Origin of the sequence: Mucilaginibacter arboris, from assembly GCF_009754915.1 — a bacterium.
GTDB lineage: Bacteria > Bacteroidota > Bacteroidia > Sphingobacteriales > Sphingobacteriaceae > Mucilaginibacter_A > Mucilaginibacter_A arboris.
In genome coordinates this window covers 97457-120780 of sequence record NZ_WPIK01000014.1, presented here as the reverse complement: position 1 = coordinate 120780, position 23324 = coordinate 97457, and the positions used below count along the sequence as shown (strand labels likewise).

The 23324-nt window shown below is 38.8% G+C and carries 19 protein-coding genes; 10 read left to right on the top strand and 9 right to left on the bottom strand.

Translation table 11 applies throughout. The features are described from left to right. Positions 1 to 1737, bottom strand: coding sequence for a S41 family peptidase (locus tag GO621_RS15145; protein WP_157568528.1), 1737 nt, complete (start codon positions 1735 to 1737; stop codon positions 1 to 3). Positions 1738 to 1801: 64 nt separating this feature from the next. Continuing rightward, positions 1802 to 2017, bottom strand: a complete 216-nt coding sequence (locus GO621_RS15140; RefSeq protein ID WP_157568526.1) for a hypothetical protein — start codon at positions 2015 to 2017, stop codon at positions 1802 to 1804. Between the two features lie 126 nt (positions 2018 to 2143). Here GO621_RS15140 and GO621_RS15135 point away from each other — a divergent pair, with 126 nt between their 5' ends. Beyond that, positions 2144 to 2740, top strand: a complete 597-nt coding sequence (locus tag GO621_RS15135) for a porin family protein (RefSeq protein WP_157568524.1) — start codon at positions 2144 to 2146, stop codon at positions 2738 to 2740. Between the two features lie 52 nt (positions 2741 to 2792). Here the strand turns inward: GO621_RS15135 and GO621_RS15130 are convergent, their stop codons facing one another. Genes GO621_RS15130 through GO621_RS15120 form a run of 3 tightly spaced genes read right to left on the bottom strand, consistent with a single transcriptional unit; the run spans position 2793 to position 8468 of the window. Then, on the bottom strand, positions 2793 to 3740 hold the full coding sequence (locus GO621_RS15130) for a DUF4397 domain-containing protein (RefSeq protein WP_157568522.1): 948 nt from the start codon (positions 3738 to 3740) through the stop codon (positions 2793 to 2795). Positions 3741 to 3758: 18 nt separating this feature from the next. Continuing rightward, on the bottom strand, positions 3759 to 5333 hold the full coding sequence (locus GO621_RS15125; RefSeq protein ID WP_157568520.1) for a SusD/RagB family nutrient-binding outer membrane lipoprotein: 1575 nt from the start codon (positions 5331 to 5333) through the stop codon (positions 3759 to 3761). A 12-nt stretch (positions 5334 to 5345) separates the two neighbouring features. Then, positions 5346 to 8468 (bottom strand): SusC/RagA family TonB-linked outer membrane protein, encoded by a 3123-nt coding sequence (locus GO621_RS15120; protein ID WP_157568518.1) that lies wholly within the window; start codon positions 8466 to 8468, stop codon positions 5346 to 5348. Positions 8469 to 8721: 253 nt separating this feature from the next. On the opposite strand from GO621_RS15120, the gene GO621_RS15115 reads away from it, so the two are divergent. After that, a complete protein-coding gene (locus GO621_RS15115; protein WP_232335669.1) occupies positions 8722 to 9444 on the top strand; it encodes a DeoR/GlpR family DNA-binding transcription regulator in 723 nt (240 codons plus the stop codon). 1 nt (position 9445) lies between these two features. Here the strand turns inward: GO621_RS15115 and GO621_RS15110 are convergent, their stop codons facing one another. Then, positions 9446 to 10630, bottom strand: coding sequence for an anhydro-N-acetylmuramic acid kinase (locus GO621_RS15110; protein ID WP_157568514.1), 1185 nt, complete (start codon positions 10628 to 10630; stop codon positions 9446 to 9448). A gap of 109 nt (positions 10631 to 10739) precedes the next feature. Here GO621_RS15110 and GO621_RS15105 point away from each other — a divergent pair, with 109 nt between their 5' ends. After that, positions 10740 to 11876, top strand: coding sequence for an acyltransferase family protein (locus GO621_RS15105; RefSeq protein ID WP_157568512.1), 1137 nt, complete (start codon positions 10740 to 10742; stop codon positions 11874 to 11876). Between the two features lie 15 nt (positions 11877 to 11891). Next, positions 11892 to 12374: a DUF2059 domain-containing protein gene (locus GO621_RS15100; RefSeq protein WP_157568510.1), complete on the top strand. Its 483-nt coding sequence runs from the start codon at positions 11892 to 11894 to the stop codon at positions 12372 to 12374. Between the two features lie 363 nt (positions 12375 to 12737). On the opposite strand, the gene GO621_RS15095 is transcribed toward GO621_RS15100, so the two are convergent. Genes GO621_RS15095 through GO621_RS15085 form a run of 3 tightly spaced genes read right to left on the bottom strand, consistent with a single transcriptional unit; the run spans position 12738 to position 13999 of the window. After that, the gene (locus GO621_RS15095; protein ID WP_157568508.1) at positions 12738 to 12950 is read right to left on the bottom strand and encodes a hypothetical protein; all 213 of its coding nucleotides are present in this window, start codon (positions 12948 to 12950) and stop codon (positions 12738 to 12740) included. Position 12951: 1 nt separating this feature from the next. Further along, the gene (locus tag GO621_RS15090) at positions 12952 to 13536 is read right to left on the bottom strand and encodes a hypothetical protein (protein WP_157568506.1); all 585 of its coding nucleotides are present in this window, start codon (positions 13534 to 13536) and stop codon (positions 12952 to 12954) included. Continuing rightward, positions 13520 to 13999, bottom strand: a complete 480-nt coding sequence (locus tag GO621_RS15085) for an RNA polymerase sigma factor (RefSeq protein ID WP_157568504.1) — start codon at positions 13997 to 13999, stop codon at positions 13520 to 13522. Before GO621_RS15085 ends, GO621_RS15090 begins: the two co-directional genes overlap by 17 nt. A gap of 161 nt (positions 14000 to 14160) precedes the next feature. Here GO621_RS15085 and GO621_RS15080 point away from each other — a divergent pair, with 161 nt between their 5' ends. From GO621_RS15080 to GO621_RS15055, 6 genes are all read left to right on the top strand, one after another. Next, the gene (locus tag GO621_RS15080) at positions 14161 to 14730 is read left to right on the top strand and encodes a BON domain-containing protein (protein WP_157568502.1); all 570 of its coding nucleotides are present in this window, start codon (positions 14161 to 14163) and stop codon (positions 14728 to 14730) included. 61 nt (positions 14731 to 14791) lie between these two features. Next, entirely contained in the window at positions 14792 to 15394 is a 603-nt protein-coding gene (locus tag GO621_RS15075; RefSeq protein ID WP_198170269.1) for a hypothetical protein, read from the top strand. Positions 15395 to 15491: 97 nt separating this feature from the next. After that, a complete protein-coding gene (locus tag GO621_RS15070; RefSeq protein WP_157568500.1) occupies positions 15492 to 17975 on the top strand; it encodes a ligase-associated DNA damage response DEXH box helicase in 2484 nt (827 codons plus the stop codon). An 89-nt stretch (positions 17976 to 18064) separates the two neighbouring features. Beyond that, entirely contained in the window at positions 18065 to 20089 is a 2025-nt protein-coding gene (locus tag GO621_RS15065; RefSeq protein WP_157568498.1) for a M13 family metallopeptidase, read from the top strand. A 401-nt stretch (positions 20090 to 20490) separates the two neighbouring features. Then, entirely contained in the window at positions 20491 to 21747 is a 1257-nt protein-coding gene (locus tag GO621_RS15060) for a cation:proton antiporter (protein WP_157568497.1), read from the top strand. Further along, positions 21740 to 23089: a TIGR00341 family protein gene (locus tag GO621_RS15055; protein WP_157568495.1), complete on the top strand. Its 1350-nt coding sequence runs from the start codon at positions 21740 to 21742 to the stop codon at positions 23087 to 23089. The genes GO621_RS15060 and GO621_RS15055 overlap by 8 nt, the downstream gene beginning before the upstream one ends. The last annotated feature ends 235 nt before the right edge of the window (positions 23090 to 23324 follow it).

Sequence of the window (23324 nt, the reverse complement as noted above, 5' to 3'; positions counted from 1 at the left end):
TCAGTTATCATTATCTGCTTTTTTTGCAGCGAGGGCAGCAATGGGTTTTCCAATCACTTTGTAGTTGCCTTCGCCTTTTAAAATAGATGCTAATTCCGGTTTGTTCTGGATAACTTGTGTTGCAGCAGCCAATTCCTTATCGTACTTAAAGCTGTCTTCTATCCGGCCTTTTTCGTAATAAAATCGCGTTACCAATTCGCTTTCCAGAATTTGTTTGATCTCTGCCTGATGCTGGCTCAAATCATTTTTTTTGCTTATTGCAAGTTTGTTTTTTAATGCGTCGTATTCAGGTTTTATTTCTGTCAGCTGCTTTTCATGCTCGGCAACCGTTTTTAAATCTGCAAGCAACCGTTCTGTTTGCGTGCTGTAGCTGTAATCCTTGCCCGAAAGGTATTTAACAAATTCACTGTAATCTGTATCGCTTATATTAAAATTATCAGGGGTTGGCAACTGGTTATGCGTATTGCGATAAGTATTGGCATAATTGAAAACCAGCATTTTGGTAATGAGTGATTTGGTAATATTGGCGATGGGTTCTTGCTTTACTACCACATCAGGGTAAATACCGCTGCCATCAAAAACTGACCGTCCGTTTTTCGTTTTAAATTCGTGAATGAGGGAATCTGCAACTTTTACAACTGTTCCGTCTTCTTTACGGTGCGTATAATCTAAGGCCTGGATACATCTCCCTGAAGGAACATAATATTTAGAAATGGTAATTTTAACCAGACTGTTGTAAGGCATACTAAAAGTTTGCTGCACCAAACCTTTGCCGTAGCTACGCTGTCCAACAATTACAGCCCGGTCAAGGTCCTGTAAAGCACCGGCAACAATTTCTGAGGCAGAAGCAGAACGGCTGTTTACCAATACCACCAGCGGTAACTCTGTTTCGATAGGTGCATTTTGCGTATGGTAAACATTGTTCTTTTCTTTTACTTTACCTTTTTGCGAAACAACCTCTACTCCTTTTGGCACAAAAAAGTTGACAATTTTAACAGCTTCCTGTAAAATACCGCCACCATTATAACGCAAATCCAATACAATGCCTTTCGGGTTGTTCTTTTTAATATCAAGTAAAGCATCCTGCACTTCCTGGCCAGAATTTTCCAGGAACTTGTCTAATTTAATATAACCGATCCCGCCTTTCAGCATCCCATGATAAGAAACATTAGGTTGTTTAATCTCTTCGCGCAACAGGTTTTTAACGATAGGCTGTGCTACGTCCTCCCGTTTAAGCAGTAGTTTTACTACGCCGCCTTTCGCACCTTTTAGTAAAGCACTTACTTCATCGCCGGATTTTCCGGCAAGGTCAACATCATTAATTTTTAAAACCTGGTCGCCTACCCGCACATCTGCTTTCTGTGCCGGATAACCTTCAAATAATTGCGAAATAATTACTTTTTTATCGCGGTTGTAAACGCCTGCACCAATACCGCCATATTGTGTGCTAATGTAATGCAATTTGTAATCTTCAATCTCAGATTCGGGAACAAATTCGGTATAGGGATCGAGGCTTTCCATCATCGCATCCAAACCTCTTTTAATTAGTTTGGTGGAGTTGATGTCGTCCACATAATTGATGTTTACTTCTTTGTAAACGGTAGCAAAAATATCCAGGTTTTTGGCCACCTGAAAAAGATCGTCCTGAAAACCCCATCCTGTTACAGCCAATAAAAATAACCCGGTCCCTAAAACCAGTTTTTTATGCTTGCTAAACAGCGCACTGCCCTTTCTCATAAAATTAAAAATCTAAACTATAAAGTTAAAAAGAAATGATTTATAACTTTACAAAAAAACTGCGTTACAACCGATTATTATCAATATTAACCAGTGCTTTTTTTAAAGTAAAAACTACGTATTCCCGGTCGCGGTTAACCAGTTCCATAATCCGGCTGATCAAGTCCTCTTCGTTCCCTTCAGTATATTGCAGTTGTTCGTCTGTTAACCGGTTATATTTTCGCTGAACTTTAATTTTAACACGTTCCCAATCTTTATTGCTGATGGTAATTTCTGCCATTTGTTTTTTTATTCAAACCTAATACAAATTTTAGGCGTTTAAAAACAGTATGGGCAATTTTCGAATGTTCTATCCATAATTACTAAACCTTATAAACCGATTTTAATCAAATCTAAAAAAATGAACATGAAAAAGTATTTTTTTACCGTCCTTGTTGCGGCATTAAGTTTTAGTGCAAAAGCACAGTTTAGCCTTGGTGTAAAAGGCGGTGTTAATTTTTCGCATTTAAGCGTAAATAATGGGCAGATTAATGCTTCTGAACTTCCCGGTTATCAGATCGGTTTGTGGACGCGTATTGGAAAAGGTTTTTATGTACAGCCAGAAGTGTATTTAGGCAGTTCGGGCAGTAATTTTAATTTTCAGTACAACCATTCAAATCAAACTGTTACCGAAAGTGGAAAAGTTCGTTTTACGACTTTAAACGTTCCTCTTTTATTAGGGCAATCTTTTGGTTTGAGTAAGCTTAATTTTAGGTTGATGGCCGGCCCGATGTATTCTTATGTTTTGAATAACGATCAGAACCTTTCTCAAAATATTAAAAATGCTTACCAGGATTTCGGCAATTATCGAAACAGTACATTAGGTTATCAAGCCGGTGCAGGTATTGATATTTTAAATTTTTCAGTTGATTTACGGTATGAAGGTGGCCTAACAGAAATTAACCCTGCCTACGGCCAAAGGCAAAACGTTTGGCACTTAAGTTTGGGTTACAAGTTTTTATAGGATAAAAGAAGCATCCTGGAAATTCAGGATGCTTCTTTTATAAGTGAAAATTCTATTTGTTAGTATAATAAACAATACCTGCGGGATTAAAATAAATTTCCGGATATAATCGTGTTGCATCTGTTACTGCTGTAGGCCTGGTAGAAGCTTTAAGTGTAATGCTTGTATTTGGCACTTTATAATCTACAGCAAGTCCGCGGCCAACGATAGTATAGTAACGGCCAGGTGCTAAGGAAGCTGTTCCTGATACGGAACCTACTTTTGTAGTAGTACCTGTTAAATACATCTGGAAAGTATAACTTGCCAAACCTGAAGAATTAACCGGCACCGCAACAAAATCACTGGCATTACTGTAAGCCAGGTTTGTAACTAATGTAGTTGTAGTTGCAGAAGTTGCGCCAGACAAGGTTACTGTTGATGCTAAATCAATTCCGGATGTTGCATTCGGTATCATATTTGCAAAACGTACATACGCTTTTGTTGCGTCTGTTTGTGTAAACTTATCTTCAATTAACTTAATACCTGTTGGTGTTGTTGCTGAACCCGGCAAACCGATGGTAAACACAGAATAATAGGAACCATCTACAGTACTTTGTGTGGCACTGCCTATTACAGTGCCAGGGGCTGTTGTTTGTGTACTTGTAAGTACTGGTGTATTTGTAGAACTAACAACCTTAATAGCTGTGCTACCCGATGGAACGGCAGAGTAATTACTGCCGGGAAAAAGCCCCAGATAAGCCGTAGTAGAACCCAGATAATTATATATTATGCCAGTTGTTATTGAAGTGGCCAATGAGTTGTCTGTAACAGATACAGACTGCGACGCAGTTATTTTTGTGCCATTGATATAACCATCAACTGCTGGCGTACCGGGCGCAGTATGTAAAAATTTGATACTTGTACCTGTAGCAACATCACCATATTGGGTAATTACACTCTTTTTACAGCCGGCCACTACTGCCATAAGTAATCCGAGAAATATGTATGTTATTTTTTTCATTATAATTTCAGTTAAAAGTTATGGTAAAATAAACCATGGCTTAGTTGTATGATAATCTGGCGCTGTAGCCCCAAATGATTGTAATGCCGGTACATTCCAGATATATTCTGAGTTATAGCGAGGCCTTACAACATAAACTTGTTTCCCGGCATTATCCGGATACAAAGTTCCCGGTTTGGTAAAGCCCTGAAAAACAGTTGCACTGTATTGATAGCGGCGTTCATCAGCCCAGGCTTCCAACGGATTCCATAAAAAACATGCAATAAACTTTTGCTGTAATATATCGCTTAATTGTAATGTAGCCGTTGAGTGTTTTACACTTGGCCCGTTTAAATAATTAGTTATAGCAGTCGGAGAAATATAATTTGTTACACCCGTAAGAGCAGTACCTATCGGAGGATTGCTTACGAAATCTAAAGCAGCGGTAACACCTTTTATATAAGCCAATAAAGCCCCGCTTATGTCTCCTTTTTTATAAAGTGCTTCAGATTTCATAAATTGTAATACTGGATAAGTCATTAACACTCCTCTTGAAGCATCATTAAATAAGTACTTTGGTTTTACTCCATTCGTTGCCGACATACCTACAAATTGAGGGATCAGTGTATTGGCATCGGCTGAGTTAGGGTCGCCAAGTGGTGGTATAACACCGCGATATGCTTTGTCTTTACTTTGCATCAGCAATAGAGGTAGTCGCGGATCTGCTAAAGTATCCTGATTAGCCGTACCTGCTAATATACGTCCATCTAACAATCTTACGATATTATCAGATTGGCGGAATGATGCAAGGTTGCCACGCGTTGGCCCCCAGAAGTTGGCATCTGTTGATCCGGAAGCCGTGTTTTGAACACTGGCATTATCTGCATTGCTTGCAAAAGAGAGATCAACATATTTAACTACAGAATCTGCGCTGAATGTTGCTTTGTTACTTAAGTGCAAAGCATTTGTGGCCATAATGGAATAAATAAATTTTATCCATTTTGAACGGTCGCCGTAATACATGTAATCGCCTTTTGCAAGTGTTGCCGACTGCCCCGTTATCCCATCTGTTTTTGTAGCCTGATTAAAATATTGCAGTGCTAAACGACAATCTTTTATTACTTCAGCATAAACTACCTCCGGTGCATCATAATCAAAAGTAAGACGGCTTGGGTCAAATGCTTCTTTTACGATCATATGATCATATAAGTCGCCTCCGGTTTGCCAGCCCCAAGCGCGCAAAGCATAAGCAACACCAAGATATTCATATTTATTATTGGCTGTCGCATCCTGGATCATCAGTGTAACGTTCTGACCAAGGCTGAAATAAACGGTACGCCACATTTCGCCGCCAGAATCGCTTCCGGGAATATAACCCTCCTGGTCCCAAACGTTATTAGCAGTAGATGCGCCCCACATCTGCGCATACTGGCTAATATAGCGGCTATCGTACCAAACTCCGCGTTCCATACCAGCCTCAATAGGAGGCAACAGCGAGGCTGCATCAACACTTGTCGGGGCATTAGGGTTGGTATTAATATCAACATATTTCTTACAACTGCTTACCATACTCATTGAAAGCGTTGCAATTATTATATATAATAGTTTTTTCATATTCTTTTCTCTTTATAATTTCACACTTACTCCAAAAGAAATGACACGCGGTGTCGCCACTGCCCCGTAATCAAATCCTTGTGCACCAGAACCTCTTGTTGCAGAGTTAGTACCATTAACTTCCGGATCTGCGCCTGTATAATTTGTAATCATGAAAAGGTCTGTAGCTGTTACATATACACCTAATGATTTAAACACTTTTTGACGGGCCAATATTGATTGCGGTAAGGTATAACTTAGTGTAATATCTCTTAAACGTACGGTGTAAATGTTGTGTTCAATAAAATCAGACTCTATAGCATTGCTGTAATAGGTACTTTGATAATATGGTGTAATTTTTATAGTGTTAACTGTTGGGTTTGCAGAGTTTTCATTTCCGTCTTTCAACACACCGGGCACAACTATCGGCGTTAACCTGTCAACCGTACGTGCACTTAAGCCGTAACGGGTAAGAAATAATTCGTTACCATTAAATACATCCCCGCCGTAACGGTAGTCCACCAGGAAGGTTAACGCAAATGCTTTATAAGTGAAGGTATTGCCCATACTTACGTTAAATTTGGGTTGGCGATCTCCTGTTGTAACAAAAGTACCATTTGAAATAGGCAAGCCACTGGTTGGATCAACCAAAATTTGACCCTTATTATTACGCAAATAGGTATATGAAGCAATGTTTGATAAACTGCTGCCTGGGAAAATACTGGCACGGGCATTTGCATATAACCAAGTATCAGAGTTATAGTATTCAGGCAAATTACCAAGGTTAATTACTTTACCCCTGTTCATAAAGAAGTTTACAAAAGGCTTCCAGCTAAAATTTTTGTTTGAATAAACAGTTCCGTTTAACGATACTTCAATACCTTTATTTTGTATTTCACCTCCGTTAACTAACTCCAATATATAACCTGATCCGTAGCTGATACGAGGATCAAAAATCTGGTTGGTTGCGCGGTATTTATAAAGGTTAATTTCTGCCCCTAAACGGCCTTTAAAGAATTGAAGCTCTGTACCCAGTTCCATCTGGTAATCTTTTTCAGGTTTTAGCAAAGGGTTATTTCCGGTAACGTCATAAGCATAGCCTCCGCCTGTAGTGGATTGCTGTATCACACTCGATTTAATCCTGTAGGGTTGATAAGGATCTTTACCAACTCCTGCATAGGAAAACCTAAGCTTACCAAATGATAATACGTCGCTACCTTTTAGCCCTGGCAGTTCACTAAAGTTAAAGCCAACGCCACCTGAAGGATAAAAGTAGGAGTCTTTAGTTGTACCTGCTAAACGGGAAGAATAATCATTACGGCCGGTAGCATTTAAAGTAAGCAATTCTTTCCAAACAATACTTAAACGGGCAATTTCACCAATACGGCGTGTTTCAAAATAATTAACTGTAGCACGCTGTGTGGTTGGGGTAGTGTTGTTAATGGTATTAAAATCAGGCTGTAAAAATCTTTCGCCGTATTGTCCGTTAATGATATCCTTACTGTCATAAACTTCTGCACCTAAGGCAAGTGTAGTTCTGAAATCGCCAAAATTATGTTTTAAAGTAGCGAAAAAAGAGCCGTTTAACAGCAGGTTGTTATCATCATAGTTATCGATAATACCACCAGACGAAATACCATTTGTTGACGCAAGCGTGTTTGATATAGCATTTTGATAGGATGAACTGTACTGGCTTAACAAGTTATTGCCTTGTGTAGTATAATAATCTATTCCTATCAGGCCTCTTAAATTTAACCATTTTAAAGGATCGTAAGATAGATCCACATTTCCTACTACACGGTTTGTTTGATCACGGCTGATATTATGATGGGCATCCCAAAAAGGGTTGTCAAAGTCGATAGCTGCATCTGTAACAATGTTTTTTAAACTTGCGGGCAACAAAGTTCTGCGGCTGCCATCAGGATTTTCATAAACCCTTACGTCATCATTTGTTGGCCAGGATAAGGCATCAATATAAGTACCTGAGTTACCTTTATTTAATTTGCGGTTATCAATATTAAAATAATTAAAGCTTGCACTGCTGGTTAATTTTGGCGTAAGCTTAGCTTGTCCTGCAAACCTTAAAGAAAATTTATCATTGTAAGCAACAGGTAAAACACCGCCAGTATGACGATATTCCGTAGATACACGATAACTGGCGTCTTCATTTCCTCCTGCTAATGAAAAATCATGCAATTGTGTATAACCTGTTTGAAAAGTATTTTTAAGATTATTATAGGTTGGGGTTCCAGGAGCATAAGCAGGACCGAAAGCATTTCTTACGGTTGGATCCAGGTAACCATTAGTGCCGGGGCCAAACGTTGTTTGAATTTTTGGAAAACGATATTCGTTAGCAAAACTAAAGTTGTTATTGTAAGTTATGGCAGCATTTCCACTCTTGCCTTTTTTAGTGGTAATTACGATAGCACCGCCTGCGGCATCAGAACCGTAAACGGCAGAAGCATCTGCACCTTTCAATACGGTAACGCTTTCTATATCGTCAGGATTGATATCTGCAATACGGTTCGTAAAGTCTTCGCGCCGGTTATCTCCGTTTGATGCCAATGCACTCTGACTGGTTGCATCATTATTTACCCTGATACCATCAACTACATAAAGCGGCGAATTGTTACCGCCTATAGAAGTAATTCCTCTTAACACAACGGTAGCGGATGCTCCTGGCAAACCGCTGGTGCTGGTAACTGTAGCGCCGGCAATACGGCCTTGCAATGCGTTTACGAAATTTTCGCGCTGGGTTTGTTCAATTTCTCCACCAGATATGGTTTGTGTAGAAGAGGTTAAATCCCGCTTTTCCTGTCTAACGCCGAAACCAGTAACTACCACTTCATTTAGTGTTTTGGTATCCTGGCTCAATTGCACATTAATTGAAGGGGCAGCGCCTACTACCCTTTCCTGCGTGGTAGTACCTATAAAAGAAAATACGAGCGTTTGCCCGGTATTAGCTCTTATCGAGTATGTACCTTGTTGATCTGTTTGTGTGCCGGTTGAAGTCCCCTTGATTTTTACAGAAACTCCCGGTAGCGACAACCCATCTTCTGCAGCTACAACTTTTCCTGTAATGGTCCTTAATTGCGCCATAGCTTGCCAGGAGCAACAAAAAAACACCAGAAAAATAAATAGTAATTTTCTTTTCATATATGATTAATTAATTGTTGTGCAACATGCAATAAGGGTCAATATGGCTATCAAACCTGCTTAAACAGGCATCATAATAATACATACAGAAAGATCTTAAACCCTTGAGCTAAAGGTATTGAAAAAATATTTTAATATATGCAAAAATTTGTAGGTTTAATTTTTATTTCGTGCATAAAAACGCATTTCTGATACTTTAACCCTTAATATGCAACCGGATACGCAGCAGCTCTTAAAAAAAGAACGGCATAAAATGATCTTGAAACAGATCAACCTGCACAATAAAGTGCTTTCTTCGGATTTAGCAACGTTGCTTACTGTTTCTGAAGATACCATCCGCCGCGATTTGAACGAACTTGCCAAATCCGGCATAATTTTAAAAGTGCATGGCGGCGCTTTGTCCAAATCTTTTCATTCGCCTTTTCAGCAAAATGAGGTTTATGCAATCGATGCCAAAAAAGAGGTGGCAAAAAAAGCATTAAAGCTGTTAAAAAATGATATGGTTATTTTAACCGGCGGCGGCACAACCATGCTCGAACTTGCCCGAATGGTCCCTGAAAAACTTCAGGCAACCGTTTTTACAGTAAGCCCGCTGGTTGCTTTACAATTGGCAGACCATCCGTTTATCGATGTTTTTTTAATAGGCGGCCAGCTTTCCAAAGGTTCGCAAATCAGCATTGGCGCAACGGTTATCAGCTATCTTTCCGAGATTAAGTTTGATCTGTGTTTATTAGGAACAAACGGAATTGCGCCGCAGGAAGGCATTACAGATTCTGACTGGGAAATTGTGCAGGTAAAAAAAGCAATGGTCCGTTCCTCAAAAAGCCTGGCTGTTTTGTGTATTGCCGAAAAACTAAACTCTGTTCAGCGAATGAAAATTTGCGAACTGAACCAGATCACTCATTTAATTACCGAGCTTGATCCGGCAGATGAAAAACTAAAACCATATCAACAGCAAAACTTATTGTTGTATTGATTTAACGCGGAAAAGAAAACTTTCCCATTAAAACAGCCGGATTTTGATTAATTACGATAGGTTCTCCGGCAACCGCTTCATTGGCCAGCAAAGCAAAAAGTACCGCTTCTTTGGCATCGGCAGATAAACCAAGCGCAGCAGAATTTTGAATGCTGCTTTTAGGCAGTAATTTTTGAAGCAGTTGTATTAACAATGGGTTTCGGGCGCCGCCGCCGCTTACAAATACTTTTAAGTTATTTACAGGAAAGTTTTGAAGGATACCATCTGCAATAATTTGTGCGGTAAAAACAGTAAGCGTAGCAACTAAATCAGCCGGATTAATTTGATTTGTGCTTGTTTTTTGCAGAGCCTTTTCCACAAATTCCAGATTAAATAATTCCGGTCCGGTTGATTTTGGCAAAGCTGCCCCAAAAAACGGATGTGCTTTTAAAGCTGATAATAATTCTTCATTCACTTCCCCTGAAAGCGCAATTTTTGCATCTTCATCAAAAGGCAAATCAAAATATTGGCGGCAAGCAGCATCAATTAAGGTATTTCCGGGGCCAACATCTGTAGAAATTATCCTGCTAAAAGAAGCATCGGCAGGCAAAAAAGTAAAGTTGGCAATGCCGCCCAAATTTAACAAAAGCCGGTTCTCGCCTTTTTTACTTCCTAAAATCACATCGCCATACAAAGCTAAGGGCGCGCCTTCCCCTCCGGCTGCTATATGTTTTTGCCGAAAATCACTCAACGTAATTATTCCGGTTTTTACAGCGACATGATCGCCGTCGCCAATTTGCAAAGTTGCATTCGAATATTCGTTTTGCTGATGCTGATGTTTGGGCGCGTGATAAATGGTTTGCCCGTGGCTGGCAACCAGATCAACCGATGCTGTTTTTACCTGCCATTTTTTTAGGCATTGCAAAACCAGTTCGCCATGAAGGTTGCCGATGTAAGCATTAAGCAAAATTAGTTTTTCCAGGTCAACTGTTTTTTTTGAAAAAACCTGCCGGATCTCTTCCTTAAAAAAATCATTGTACGCAATCGTTTCAAATTGCAACAGCTTAAACCGGGTTTGCATTCCGCTTCCAAAAAATCGGCACAAAGCCACATCCAGCCCGTCCAGCGAAGTGCCCGACATCAAACCCAAAATCATTTTCTCTTTCTTTTGGGCAATTGCAAAAAGTTGCTGTAAATTGCTGTTCAATTTTAGCTGATTTAAGTTTAGGGAACAGGTGATTTGCTGATTGCTAAAGTAATTTATCCGGCTGTAAATTTATTCTCCATTCCAATTTTTTATCGATAAAAGAAGCATTATGCAAAATCCTGCAATAAAAACACCCAAACCCCGATTGCTTTCGCTCGATGTTTTCCGTGGAATAACCGTTGCCGCCATGACTTTGGTAAACAATCCGGGAAGTTGGGCGCACATTTATCCGCCGTTAGAACATGCTGACTGGAACGGCTGCACGCCAACCGATCTGGTTTTTCCGTTCTTTTTATTTATTGTTGGCGTTTCTATTGTTTACTCGATGGAAAGCCGGAAGCAAGATCAGGCGCAGCATAAAAAATTGCTGATAAATGTTATCCGGCGCGGCGTAATTTTATTTGTGCTGGGCTTGATCCTCAATCTTTTTCCAACATTCCAATTTCAAACTGTTCGTGTTCCGGGCGTACTGCAACGCATCGCAATTGTTTATTTAATTACCGGATTGCTTTATCTCCATCAAAATAAAAAAAGGTTGTTGATTATTTTCTGGCTGATTTTGATCGTTTATTTTCTGGTCATGACTTTTGTTCCCGTTCCCGGCGTGGGTTATGCAAACCTCAATCCCGAAACCAATCTCGGTGCCTGGATTGACCGCAGCATTTTAACAGAAGCACATTTATGGAAATCATCCAAAACATGGGACCCGGAAGGAATTTTAACCGATATTCCTGCTGTGGCAACCTGTATTTTTGGTGTTTTGATCGGCACATTTTTAAGGCGAAAAGATCAAAACAACGCACAAAAAGTTTCCTGGCTTTTTTCGGTTGGCGTTCTGGCAACCATCGCCGGTTTAATTGTTGATCTTTTTTTCCCGATAAACAAAGCATTGTGGACCAGCTCTTACGTTTTATATTGCGGCGGACTGGCAACAATTGGTTTAACGTTATTGTACTGGCTAACTGATGTGCAAGGCTACCGTCGTTTTACCAAGTTTTTTGTTGTTTTTGGTGTGAACCCAATCACCGTTTTTTTCCTGTCGGGAATTATACCGCGGATCATGAGCCGCATAATAGTAATGCTGCACGGAAAACCAGTAGATTCTAAAACTTATTTAATGGAAACTTTTTATACACCTTACTTTACACCTATCAATGCTTCTCTTGCCGGAGCTTTAACTTATGTATTAATTTGGTTTGTGGTTTTGTGGCTGATGTACCGGAAAAACATTATTATTAAGGTTTAATTTAAAGCATTCAATATGAACCACTTTTACTCCAAATTTTGTTTTTCTTTAACTGCTTTTTGTTTTCTGATCAGCTTCAATTTAAAAGCACAAGATACTACTTATACGCCTGCACGGCTGAAAGCAGCACAGGAAATGCTAAATGCAACAGACCAAAAATCAAGGTTCCAAACCTCAATGAACACTTCAATTAAATTGCAAGAGTTAAAACTTCCGGAAGATAAAAGAGCTGGTTTTGAAGAAGTGATGCACCAGTTTTTAAATAAGTATTTAACATGGGATATAATTAGTGAGAAAATGTGTAAATTATATGCAGCAGAATTTACAACAGAAGAATTACAGCAATTAGCCGCTTTTTATAAAACACCGGTTGGTAAAAAGTTTGGTTCAAAACAGACCGAAATATTTTTTAAAGCCGAGCAAATTGGGCAACAAATAGCTTTGGCACATAAAGACGAATTAAAAACAATGTTCGAGGCTGCTTATAGTAAAAAATAATTTCAGAAAAACTGTAATAAAACAACAGTTTTTGGCTGGGGCAGATTTCCAAAAGTTATCAATACCGGCAAGATCCGGAAGATGTGTTAAATCACGTTAAAAACCTCAATCAAATTAATGTTCAAAGCATAAAAACAACAGCTAACCCATATTTAAGCGGTAATAATTTGATCCGGTTTATTTTGCTGCCGGAGAAGAAATAAGATTTTATAGCAAATGGTTGATGGTTTATTGCCCATAGTTTATCCATCAAAAAGAATGAGTATGTGTAATGCTTCTTTTATCACCTAAAAAAAACAGTGATAAAAGAAGCATTTTATTTTAAGTCAGTGTTTACCGCAAAATTCCGACAGGAAAAGCAGGTTAATCATTAGATGCTAAACACTTCATATTTTTCTTGCTTTGCTGTATTTTAATGATCGCAAAAGTTTCAACAGCTAAACCTAAACCATTTAGAAATCCTTTTAAAAAATCCGGCAGCAGGAAGTAACGGCCGATTAATGGCGTAAGGGCAGTCATTAACAAACCGATAATTAAGCATACAAGAGCCGATTTTGGAATAGTGTTACGTTTCATATTATTTAAGTTGATTGGAAATTTTTTCTAACCGCTGCCGGGTGGCATTTAATTTTTCTGTGCCTTTTTTAAAAGAGCGCGGACGGACAATAAACCACATAATAAGCAGATAAACCAGGATTGCGGCATAAGTGCTAATGAACCAAAAGAGATGCTGATAGGTAAGCTCATAAAGGTACAATAGCAAGCCAACCGAACAAAGCAACATGATGATAACCATTGTTTTTTTATAATAAAAAATCTGGTTCTGGCGGGTCTGCTCTATAAAAGCCAGGAAGTCCAGGTTACTGTAGTCATCAAGCTGATAAAAGCGTTTAAGAGATTTGATATTGGTAGCGGCCAGTAAAACACTGGAGGTAGCTATTAATCCTCCGCCAAGATAGGTAACAAGCAATTTGAATGGAACAATAAACAATACCACAATCATCAGTACGGAAATAAGACAGGATACCACAATAGTTAGCCATTTATTTCGCAGCTTTTGGTTGCGAAATTTTTTGATTATCTGTTCCATCTCCACAGAAGTTGGCAAACTATCCGTTTTCGCACTATGCCAAATGGCTTTCAAATCATTTAAATTGTCCATTTGCTTTAAATTTTTGAGCCAGTTTTTCCTTTATCCTGTAAATCTTCACCCGTACATTTCCATTGCTCAATCCTACAACTTCGGCAATTTCAGCTTGTGGCAAACCTTCCAGTTCCAATGAAATAATAACGCGCTCCGTTTCCTCCAGTTCGGCAATACACTTATATAAAAAGCTTAGCTTTTCTTCCGGCGATTCATCAAATGTATCAGCCAAATTAGATGGCAGCTCGGCAGCAGGCATACGTTTGGCAACCTTTACTGCACGCAAACAATTATTTGTTGCTATCCTGAAAATCCATGTGCTGATATGCGATTGGTTGCGAAAGCCGGACAAGTTTTTCCAAACCGATACAAAAGTATCCTGCACCAGATCCTTGGCTTGATCAGCATCATTTGTATAGCCTAAACACACACGAAAAATTTGCGGCGCATAACGGTTATAGATATCCTCAAAATCTGTCATATTGACAAGGCTGGTTCAAGCTGTTATTTTATTTGTACCGGGTTAGATACAGCACTTCATTAAATGTTACATTGATTGAATTAGTTCAACCCAGTTCTTGATAAAATTCTTAAACAACATCTCCTTGTTTTTGCTTCTAACTAAAGTACATCAGTAATAATATGAAACACAAAGTTTATTTACTTAGCCATAAAAATTCTTCTGAAAAAGTTTGTTTAACATCAACCCAAAATAACTTTTTCAGGATTGGAAAACAGAAAGCCACTTTAAACTACCTTACCATTTTTCTTTTGCTGCTGATCATTCTGTGCAGCAGTTGCAGCAAAGCACATCGGGATAAAGAAATTAAAGCAGATTTAACTACAAAAGCTAAAAACGAATTGAATTTTGCAGGTGTAAATTATATGGTTGAGGACGGCGTTGTAACGTTAACCGGAAAGTGTAGTTCCGAAAAATCAAAAAATGAAGTAGAACAAGACGTAAAAGGAATTAATATTGTAAAAGGGATCATCAATAAAATTGTGGTTGCACCTGTTACGCTTACTTCAGATTTTCCACTTAAACAAGCTGCAGACAGTGTATTAAAAAACTATCCGGGCGCAGAAGCAGATGTAAGCGGAAACACAATTGTACTGGAAGGCAAAGCAGCACAAAAGGATGTGGATAAAATCCTTCCGGCGCTAAACAAATTACATCCAAATAAAATTGATAACCGGCTGAAGTTAGAATAAACTTGTAATTATCCTTAAAACATTATTGCTAAATTAGAATATTTTAGGCAAAAGCTTCATCATGAATACAGAACTCTTACCTGTTTACCAGCGAAATCTATACAGGTTTTTTTCTTTAATGCTTTTATCTTCAAAGCTTAGAAAAGCAAATCCAATGCTAAAAGAAGCAAATAAAAATATGGATATTTCGGGTGATGACGTTCAAAATTTATTAAAAAGCTTCGCAAATTATAATCTTAAATATCTGTTAATTGGCGGAATGGCAGGTGCTTTTTATGGCCATACCAGAACTACCGTGGATATGGATATCTGGATTAAAAATACGCCAGAAAACAGAGAAGCCTTAATCCAATCGCTTAAAGAAAACTTAGTTGAAGGTGCACAATATTTACTAAATACACAATTTGTTTTTGGTTATACCAGCGTTCCTTTTGGCAATAATGGTTTTTTGTTGGATTTAGGCGAGCAGACAAAAGCCTTTTCTCAACATGATTTTGATACTTGCTATACAAATGCAATTACTGGCAACCTGGATGGTATTCCTGTTAAAGTGCTTTTTTTAGCAGATTTAATCCGGGAGAAAAAAGCAACTGCAAGGCCAAAAGATTTAGGAGATTTAGTTGAACTGGAAAAAATTCAGCAGGAATTATTTCCAAATCAATAAGCATGCTTCTTTTAACACACATTTTTTCAGCCTCAATCTTTAATAAAGCTGCTTTTTGCATTCCAACCAAAGCCTTTTAACTTTGTTAACTATTTAGATGTTAACAAAAGGGCAGCAGGTAATCCGCGCATGGTACAAAACAAAAAAATGGAAGCAGTTTCAATTTCAGCAGGAAATGGAAGCGGCTTATCTGGCTGGCCATTCCGGTTTGCTAAACGCACCAACAGGCAGCGGTAAAACTTTTGCTTTATTTCTTCCTTTTTTGGCTGATTACATCAACGCCAATGCAAAAGATTATCAAACCCAAAAAAACAACGGACTTTTATTGTTGTGGATTACACCGCTTAGAGCATTAACTAATGACATTCGAAAAGCGATGCAAGCGGTTTGTGATGATTTAGGTTTGCCCTGGACAATTGGCACACGGACTGGAGATACATCAACAGCAGAACGAAATGCATTGCGTAAAAAACTGCCTGAAGTTTTACTAACCACGCCAGAAAGTTTGCATTTAATGCTGGCGCAAAAAGAATATCCCAAAACACTGCAACATTTACAAGTAGTTGTGGTGGATGAATGGCACGAATTGTTAGGCACTAAAAGAGGCGTTCAGGTAGAATTGGGATTATCAAGATTAAAAGGTTTGAAACAGTTGCCAGTTTTGGAAACCGAAAATAATCGACTTAAAATCTGGGGAATCTCTGCAACTATCGGTAACTTGGAACAAGCAGCAGAAGTTTTGCTTGGAGTAGATTTCCCGAAGGAAAACGTTCGTCTTATTCGTTCTGATATTGAGAAAAAGATTTCAATTGAATCTGTCATTCCGCCTCAAATAGAAAAATATTCCTGGAGCGGACATCTTGGCGTAAAACTGCTGCCTCAGGTAATTGAAATTGTTGAAAAAAGCAATACGACTTTGCTGTTTTGCAACACCCGCGCACATGCAGAAATCTGGTATCATGCTATTTTAGATAAGTATCCGGAATACGCAGGAATTATGGCAATGCATCATGGTTCACTTGATAACGATCTGCGGAAATGGGTAGAACAGGCCTTGCACGATGAAATGCTGAAGCTGGTTGTTTGTACTTCGAGTTTGGATTTAGGTGTTGATTTTCGTCCCGTTGATACCGTTATTCAAATTGGCAGCCCAAAAGGTGTAGCCCGTTTTATGCAACGCGCCGGACGAAGCGGCCATCATCCCGGCGCTGTTTCTAAAGCTTATTTCGTTCCAACGCATTCACTTGAGTTGATGGAAAGTGCGGCTTTAAAAGAAGCCATGCTGGCGGGAATTTACGAGAGCCGTGACCCGGTTTTATTGGCTTTCGATGTGCTGATGCAATATTTAGTTACGCTTGCTGTTTCTGATGGTTTCCATGCCGATGAAGTTTTTAGGCAGGTAAAAACAGCATACGCTTATGCAGATTTAAGCAGGGAAGAATTTGGAAGTTTGTTAGATTTTATTGTTTACGGAGGAAAAACGCTTTCGCAGTACGATGAATTTTTAAAAGTCGAACTGGAAAACGGCTTGTACAAAGTAAACAACCGGCGCGTGGCCATGCGTCATCGGATGAGCATGGGAACGATCACGAGCGAAGTGAGTTTACGTGTAAAATGGTTAAGCGGAGGAAGTTTAGGTACGATTGAAGAAAACTTTATCTCCAAAATAAAGCCCGGCGATAACTTCTGGTTTGCAGGCAGAAGCCTGGAGCTGATTAAGGTGAAAGACATGACGGCTTTCGTTAAAAAATCTGCTGTACAAAAAGGAATTATCCCAAGCTGGATGGGTGCGCGGATGCAGCTTTCGACCCAATATTCGATGATGATCCGCAAAAAGCTGGATGAAGTAGCGCACGGCGTAGAAAAAGATGTAGAAATTAAAGCCCTAAAACCTTTATTTGATCTGCAAGCCAAAGATTCACTTTTGCCGCAAAGCCACCAGTTTTTGATTGAAGAACTGGAATCCAGAGAAGGCCACCATTTGTTTTTTTATCCTTTTGAAGGCCGGCAGGTGCATGAAGGGATGGCTTCGCTTCTCGCCTATCGGCTGGCTTTAATTAAAAGTGCAACCTTTTCCATCGCCATGAATGATTATGGTTTTGAATTGCTGACCGATGATTTTATACCGATAAAAGAAGCATTGGATGCCGATCTGTTTTCTCAAAAAAACTTATTGGATGACATTCAAAAAAGTTTAAATGCTACCGAAATGGCCAAACGCCGTTTCCGTGATATTGCGCATATTGGTGGTTTGGTTTTTACCGGTTATCCTGGCCAGCCGATTAAAAATAAACATTTGCAGGCTTCCACTTCGCTTTTGTTTGATGTTTTTAGCGAGTATGAACCCGATAATTTACTGTTGCAGCAAGCTTATAATGAAGCTTTGGCTTATCAGTTAGAAGAATTTAGGTTGAGGGCAGCACTGCAAAGAATCTCTACACAGGAAATCATCATCAAAAAAATCAAACGGCCAACGCCTTTTGCTTTCCCGATTTTGGTTGACCGTTTACGCGAGAAAATGACAATGGAATCTTTGGAAGAACGCGTGGCGAAGATGACGGTTATGTATGAAAAAGGGTAGGTAAAAGAAGCATCGTGCTTTTGTACCGCAACTATTAATTTTCTCGTTTTTCAGGTAATAATTGCTGATATTAGTTCAAAAATCTTAGCATGAACAAAACCGGAATTCTCTGCATTGCAGTCCTTGCTTTCTTCGCTTCCTGCAAACAAAAAGAACAAGATCAGCAATCTTTTCTCGATCCAAGTGCACGTGACACCAGCGTGCGGCCGCAGGACAATTTTTTTATGTATGCAAACGGAACTTGGTTTAAAAAAACGGTTATTCCGGCATCAGAATCTGGCTGGGGTTCTTTTTATACTTTGGGCGATGAAAATCAACAGAAATTAAAAAAACTATTGGAAAATGTATCTTCTAAAGAACATGAAAAAGGTTCGCTCGAACAAAAAGTAGGCGATTTATATGCCTCGGGAATGGACACCGTTGCAATAGAAAAAGCCGGTGCTGCACCAATACAGCCGATGCTGGCAAAGCTAAATGCTGTAAAAGATTATAAACAATTAATTGATTTTGTTACCACAGATTACCGAAACGGCGCAGGTTATTTATTTGATATGGGCGTTTACCCCGATGATAAAAACAGTAGTAAAAACATGCCTAATTTTTACCAGAGCGGAACCGGCTTGCCCGAAAAAGATTATTACTTCCGTACGGATTCGGCTTCCAAAAAAATCCGTGAAGCTTATGTAAGCTACATTCAAAAGATGCTGCAGCTCACCGGTTCCGATCCGGCTTCAGCACAGAAACAAGCTGGCCAGATTTTGGAACTGGAAACAACGATTGCAAAAGCACACCGCTCTCCTGTTGAACTTCGCGATCCTAACAAAAATTACAACAAGTACACGGTTAAGCAATTGCAAATGATGATGCCTGATTTGGGCTGGCCGACTATTTTGAACAATATGGAGCTTAAAACAGATACTGTTTTAATGAGCCAGCCCGGATATTATCAGGCTTTGGATAAACTGATTAAATCGCAACCGTTGGATGTTTGGAAAGAGAAAATCCGGTTTGCTATTGCAGATCATTATGGCCGTTATTTAAGCTCTCCTTTTCGCGATGCACGTTTTGATTTTTATGGAAAAGTATTAAGCGGAAGCAAAAAGCAGCAGCCTCGCTGGAAAATTGTTTCCCGACAAGTGGACAACGGTTTAGGAGAGTTATTAGGGCAACTTTTCGTGAAAGATTATTTTAAACCGAAAGACAAGGAACGGATGCAGGAACTGGTGAATAACTTGCAAACGGTATATCGCTCTCGGATTGAAAAATTAGATTGGATGAGCCCGGCAACTAAAGAAAAGGCTTTGGCTAAACTTACTGCTTTCACCAAAAAAATCGGTTATCCAGACCACTGGAAAAAGTATGATGATGTAACCATCGACCGTAATAATTTTTTTGCCAGTGCAGTTAGTACCGAAAAACATGCGTACAAGGAAGCAATTGATAAATTAGGCAAACCCGTCGACCGTACAATCTGGGGAATGACGCCGCCAACAGTAAATGCTTATTATAATCCTGGTTTTAACGAAATTGTGTTTCCGGCAGGAATTTTACAACCTCCTTTTTTCTTTCCTGATGCTGATGATGCCGTAAATTATGGTTCAATTGGTGCCGTCATTGGGCACGAAATGACACACGGTTTCGACGATCAGGGAAGGCAATACGATAATGTTGGCAACCTAAAGGACTGGTGGACGAAAGAAGATGCTGCGAAATTTAGCAAAAAAGTACAGGTGATGATCAACGAATACAATGGTTACACTGTACTGAATAACTTGCATGTAAACGGACAATTAACACAAGGAGAAAATTTGGCTGATATTGGCGGTTTAGCCATTGCTTATCAGGCATTTAAAAGAACGAAACAAGGACAAGACACGGTTAAAATTGATGGTTTAACACCAGATCAACGTTTCTTTTTAGCTTTTGCACAAGTTTGGAGACTTAAAGACCGGGATGAAATGATGCGTACCAGAATAACGACAGATCCACACTCGCCGGAAATGTATCGAACCAACGGCCCGCTTTCTAACATGCCTGCTTTTTATAAAGCTTTTAATGTGAAGCCAGGAGACAAAATGTACCGACCGGATAGTTTACGGGTTAAGGTTTGGTAAGATTTTTAGGTGATAAAAGAAGCATGGCTGCCGAAAATTCGGCAGCCATTTTTTATGTATTTGATTTTGTTCTACTGCAAATCTATATTTCACTTAAAACATCCGATAAAAGAAGCATCATGCTTTCTTCTGCTCCACATTTAACAAATTCATACTCATAAGTTCCCGCATCGTACATTTTTTGCCATCGGTAGAACATCTAAGAAAGTCATGCTGCTTTTAAGTTTGCGAGGGAGTGTTTGATGGATTCCCTTCAGATTATCATAAATATTGATTTTTGACAAATCACAATGCATAATGAAAAAGTATATGTAAAAGAAGCATCCTGCTTTTAAAATTTGATTCAGCAAAGGAATGAATCCCGCCAAAGTAAGTACCTTGCATACGTTTCGATCCAACGTATGAGTACAAGCAGTATATTAAGTATCACCATCATCCTGACAGCAATTTTTGCTTACATCAACCATCGTATAATTAAATGGCCGCCAACTATTGGAATTATGATCCTATCGCTGATCAGTTCTATCGTGCTGGTCGCACTTGGAAATTTGGGCTTTGTTTTTCATCAAAAAGCTGTAGAATTAGTTTCTGCCATCGATTTTCAGGATGTGCTGATGAACTTTATGCTCAGCTTCCTGCTTTTTGCAGGTGCCGTACATATAAATGCGCGGAAATTAAAAAAGGAACGTTTGCACGTTTTGGTACTTTCCACATTAGGTATCCTGATTTCTACTTCGCTGGTGGGCGGCTTGGTCTGGCTTCTGTTTGGTTTGTTTCATCTGGTTGTTCCTTTTATCTACTGTTTGATTTTTGGCGCATTAATTTCGCCAACAGATCCGATTGCGGTTTTAGCAATTTTAAAGGAAGCCAAAATTCCTTCTACACTGGAACTGAAAATCTCCGGCGAATCTTTATTTAATGACGGTGTAGCGGTGGTAATTTTTATGACGCTGGTTGATGTAGCACATTCCGGCACGGCTGATATATCCGTTATTTCTGTCGGAAAATTGTTTTTACAGGAAGCTGCCGGCGGAATGCTTTTTGGAGCGATATTGGGCTATTTGGGTTATTACGCGCTGCGCTCTATTAATGATTATAAGGTAGAAGTGCTGATTACACTCGCTATTTGTATGGGTGGTTATTTTGTAGCTGGCCATCTACATGTTTCTGGTCCGCTGGCGATGGTTGTAGCCGGGATAATTACCGGGAACAAAGTAAAAGATGAGGTTTTGTCGGATACAAGCCGTGATTATTTAGGAAAATTTTGGGAACTAATTGATGAAATCCTTAACGCTGTACTGTTTTTACTGATTGGTTTGGAAATGCTGGTGATCAAAATTAATCTTACACTCTGCATCATCGGTTTAATCTGTATTTTAATTGTGTTACTGGCCCGGTTGATTTCTGTTTATATTCCGGTAAGGCTACTTCGGCGTAAAATCATTTTTGAAAAACACACAGTGCTGATGTTGACCTGGGGAGGTTTACGCGGTGGATTATCGGTAGCCTTAGCCTTATCTTTAGGTACAAAGATGTATCGTGACGGTTTTGTGCTGATTACTTATATCATTGTATTGTTTTCTATTTTGGTACAAGGGTTAACCATTGGCCCGCTCGCAAAAAAGCTTCAAACTACTAATTTACCAGCCGATGAATAAAGTGTTACAATCCATAAAAGAATTTTTAGCCGATCATTTTAACCTCAAAGATGATCAAGCTGATGAATCTGTAATTATTGATTCCATCCGTAAAAATATCGAATTTAAAGGTGTTAATCTTTGGACTTTAATTTTTGCGATTTTTATTGCTTCCATCGGCTTAAATGTAAACTCCACTGCCGTTATTATCGGTGCAATGCTTATTTCGCCTATTATGGGGCCAATTATGGGTGTTGGTTTGGGCATCGGCATAAATGATTTGGAACTGGTAAAAAAAGGGGCCAGAAGCCTCCTGTTAGCTACTTTAATAGGCATTATTACTTCTGCTATTTATTTCAGCATTACGCCGCTACATGAAGCACAATCTGAATTGCTTGCCAGGACATCGCCTTCCGTATGGGATGTTTTTATCGCCTTGTTTGGCGGTTTGGCTGGCATGGTTGCTGCTTCCCGCAAAGAAAAAACAAACGTAATCCCTGGCGTAGCTATTGCAACTGCTTTGATTCCGCCTTTGTGTACCGCTGGTTATGGCCTGGCTATTGGTAACTGGTATTATGTTTTGGGCGCTTTGTATCTTTATTTTATTAACAGTGTATTTATTGCAATTGCAACTTACCTAATATCGAGGTATTTAAAGATTACCAAAAAGCAGTTTGAAGATATAAAAGTTGAAAAACGCGTAACTTATTACATGATTATTATTGTAATAATCACTTTTTTACCGAGTATTTTTTTGGCCTACAAAATTGTCAACAAAAACATTTTTGAAAGCAATGCGCAAAAATTTATTGAAGAACAATTTGTGTTTCCAAATACGCAAGTGGTAACCAAATCTTTTGTATATAATAATCCTGATAAATCAATTAATGTTTTATTATTTGGGGAACAACTTTCAAAAAATAAAATAGCTTCCTTAAACAAGGATCTAACAAAATACAATTTAAAAGATACAAAGCTAAGCATCGTCCAAGGATTAAATGCCAGAAAACAGATAGACCTGAACCAGATTAAAACCAGCATTTTGCAGGAAGTTTATGCTAAAGAAGCCAATGGAGATACAACGCACCAAATAAATAAAAAAGTGGCTGTTCCGCCTGCGTCCGAAAAAATCCTTTCGCCCGATTCTGCTGTTTTAAAAGAATTGAAAGTGCTTTATCCTAACATACAAAACTTCGGTGTAGGCAAAATGATTATTCATCATATAAACAAATCTGCTACCGATACGGTAGAAATGGCAATAGCCGGTTTCAAACCGAAGTTTAGCCCGAAAAAAACGCACAAATTACAATCGTTGCTAAGGGCTCGGTATCAATCTGATAACCTAAAATTGGTAGTGCAATAATTGAAAAGCTTTTCTGTATTTATTCCGGATGAAAATGTAGATGCTTCTTTTATCAGCCTAAATTACTTGCCATTAATGTTAATTTAAACTGAAGTTTTATAGCGATAAAAGAAGCATTGCGTTTTTTGAAAACAAGCGTTTTCCTTATCCAAAAACAAATTGTTTTTTGTGTGGTATTATAAATGATAAATTGTTAACTACAAATCATACTATTTAGCCGTTAACTTTAATTTTT

Bases quoted from the DNA above. Each gene is read 5' to 3' on its own strand.
- GO621_RS15145 (WP_157568528.1), bottom strand. From the start codon at position 1,737: ATGAGAAAGGGCAGTGCGCTGTTTAGCAAGCATAAAAAACTGGTTTTA.
- GO621_RS15140 (WP_157568526.1), bottom strand. From the start codon at position 2,017: ATGGCAGAAATTACCATCAGCAATAAAGATTGGGAACGTGTTAAAATT.
- GO621_RS15135 (WP_157568524.1), top strand. From the start codon at position 2,144: ATGAAAAAGTATTTTTTTACCGTCCTTGTTGCGGCATTAAGTTTTAGT.
- GO621_RS15130 (WP_157568522.1), bottom strand. From the start codon at position 3,740: ATGAAAAAAATAACATACATATTTCTCGGATTACTTATGGCAGTAGTG.
- GO621_RS15125 (WP_157568520.1), bottom strand. From the start codon at position 5,333: ATGAAAAAACTATTATATATAATAATTGCAACGCTTTCAATGAGTATG.
- GO621_RS15120 (WP_157568518.1), bottom strand. From the start codon at position 8,468: ATGAAAAGAAAATTACTATTTATTTTTCTGGTGTTTTTTTGTTGCTCC.
- GO621_RS15115 (WP_232335669.1), top strand. From the start codon at position 8,722: ATGATCTTGAAACAGATCAACCTGCACAATAAAGTGCTTTCTTCGGAT.
- GO621_RS15105 (WP_157568512.1), top strand. From the start codon at position 10,740: ATGCAAAATCCTGCAATAAAAACACCCAAACCCCGATTGCTTTCGCTC.
- GO621_RS15100 (WP_157568510.1), top strand. From the start codon at position 11,892: ATGAACCACTTTTACTCCAAATTTTGTTTTTCTTTAACTGCTTTTTGT.
- GO621_RS15095 (WP_157568508.1), bottom strand. From the start codon at position 12,950: ATGAAACGTAACACTATTCCAAAATCGGCTCTTGTATGCTTAATTATC.
- GO621_RS15090 (WP_157568506.1), bottom strand. From the start codon at position 13,536: ATGGACAATTTAAATGATTTGAAAGCCATTTGGCATAGTGCGAAAACG.
- GO621_RS15085 (WP_157568504.1), bottom strand. From the start codon at position 13,999: ATGACAGATTTTGAGGATATCTATAACCGTTATGCGCCGCAAATTTTT.
- GO621_RS15080 (WP_157568502.1), top strand. From the start codon at position 14,161: ATGAAACACAAAGTTTATTTACTTAGCCATAAAAATTCTTCTGAAAAA.
- GO621_RS15075 (WP_198170269.1), top strand. From the start codon at position 14,792: ATGAATACAGAACTCTTACCTGTTTACCAGCGAAATCTATACAGGTTT.
- GO621_RS15070 (WP_157568500.1), top strand. From the start codon at position 15,492: ATGTTAACAAAAGGGCAGCAGGTAATCCGCGCATGGTACAAAACAAAA.
- GO621_RS15065 (WP_157568498.1), top strand. From the start codon at position 18,065: ATGAACAAAACCGGAATTCTCTGCATTGCAGTCCTTGCTTTCTTCGCT.
- GO621_RS15060 (WP_157568497.1), top strand. From the start codon at position 20,491: ATGAGTACAAGCAGTATATTAAGTATCACCATCATCCTGACAGCAATT.
- GO621_RS15055 (WP_157568495.1), top strand. From the start codon at position 21,740: ATGAATAAAGTGTTACAATCCATAAAAGAATTTTTAGCCGATCATTTT.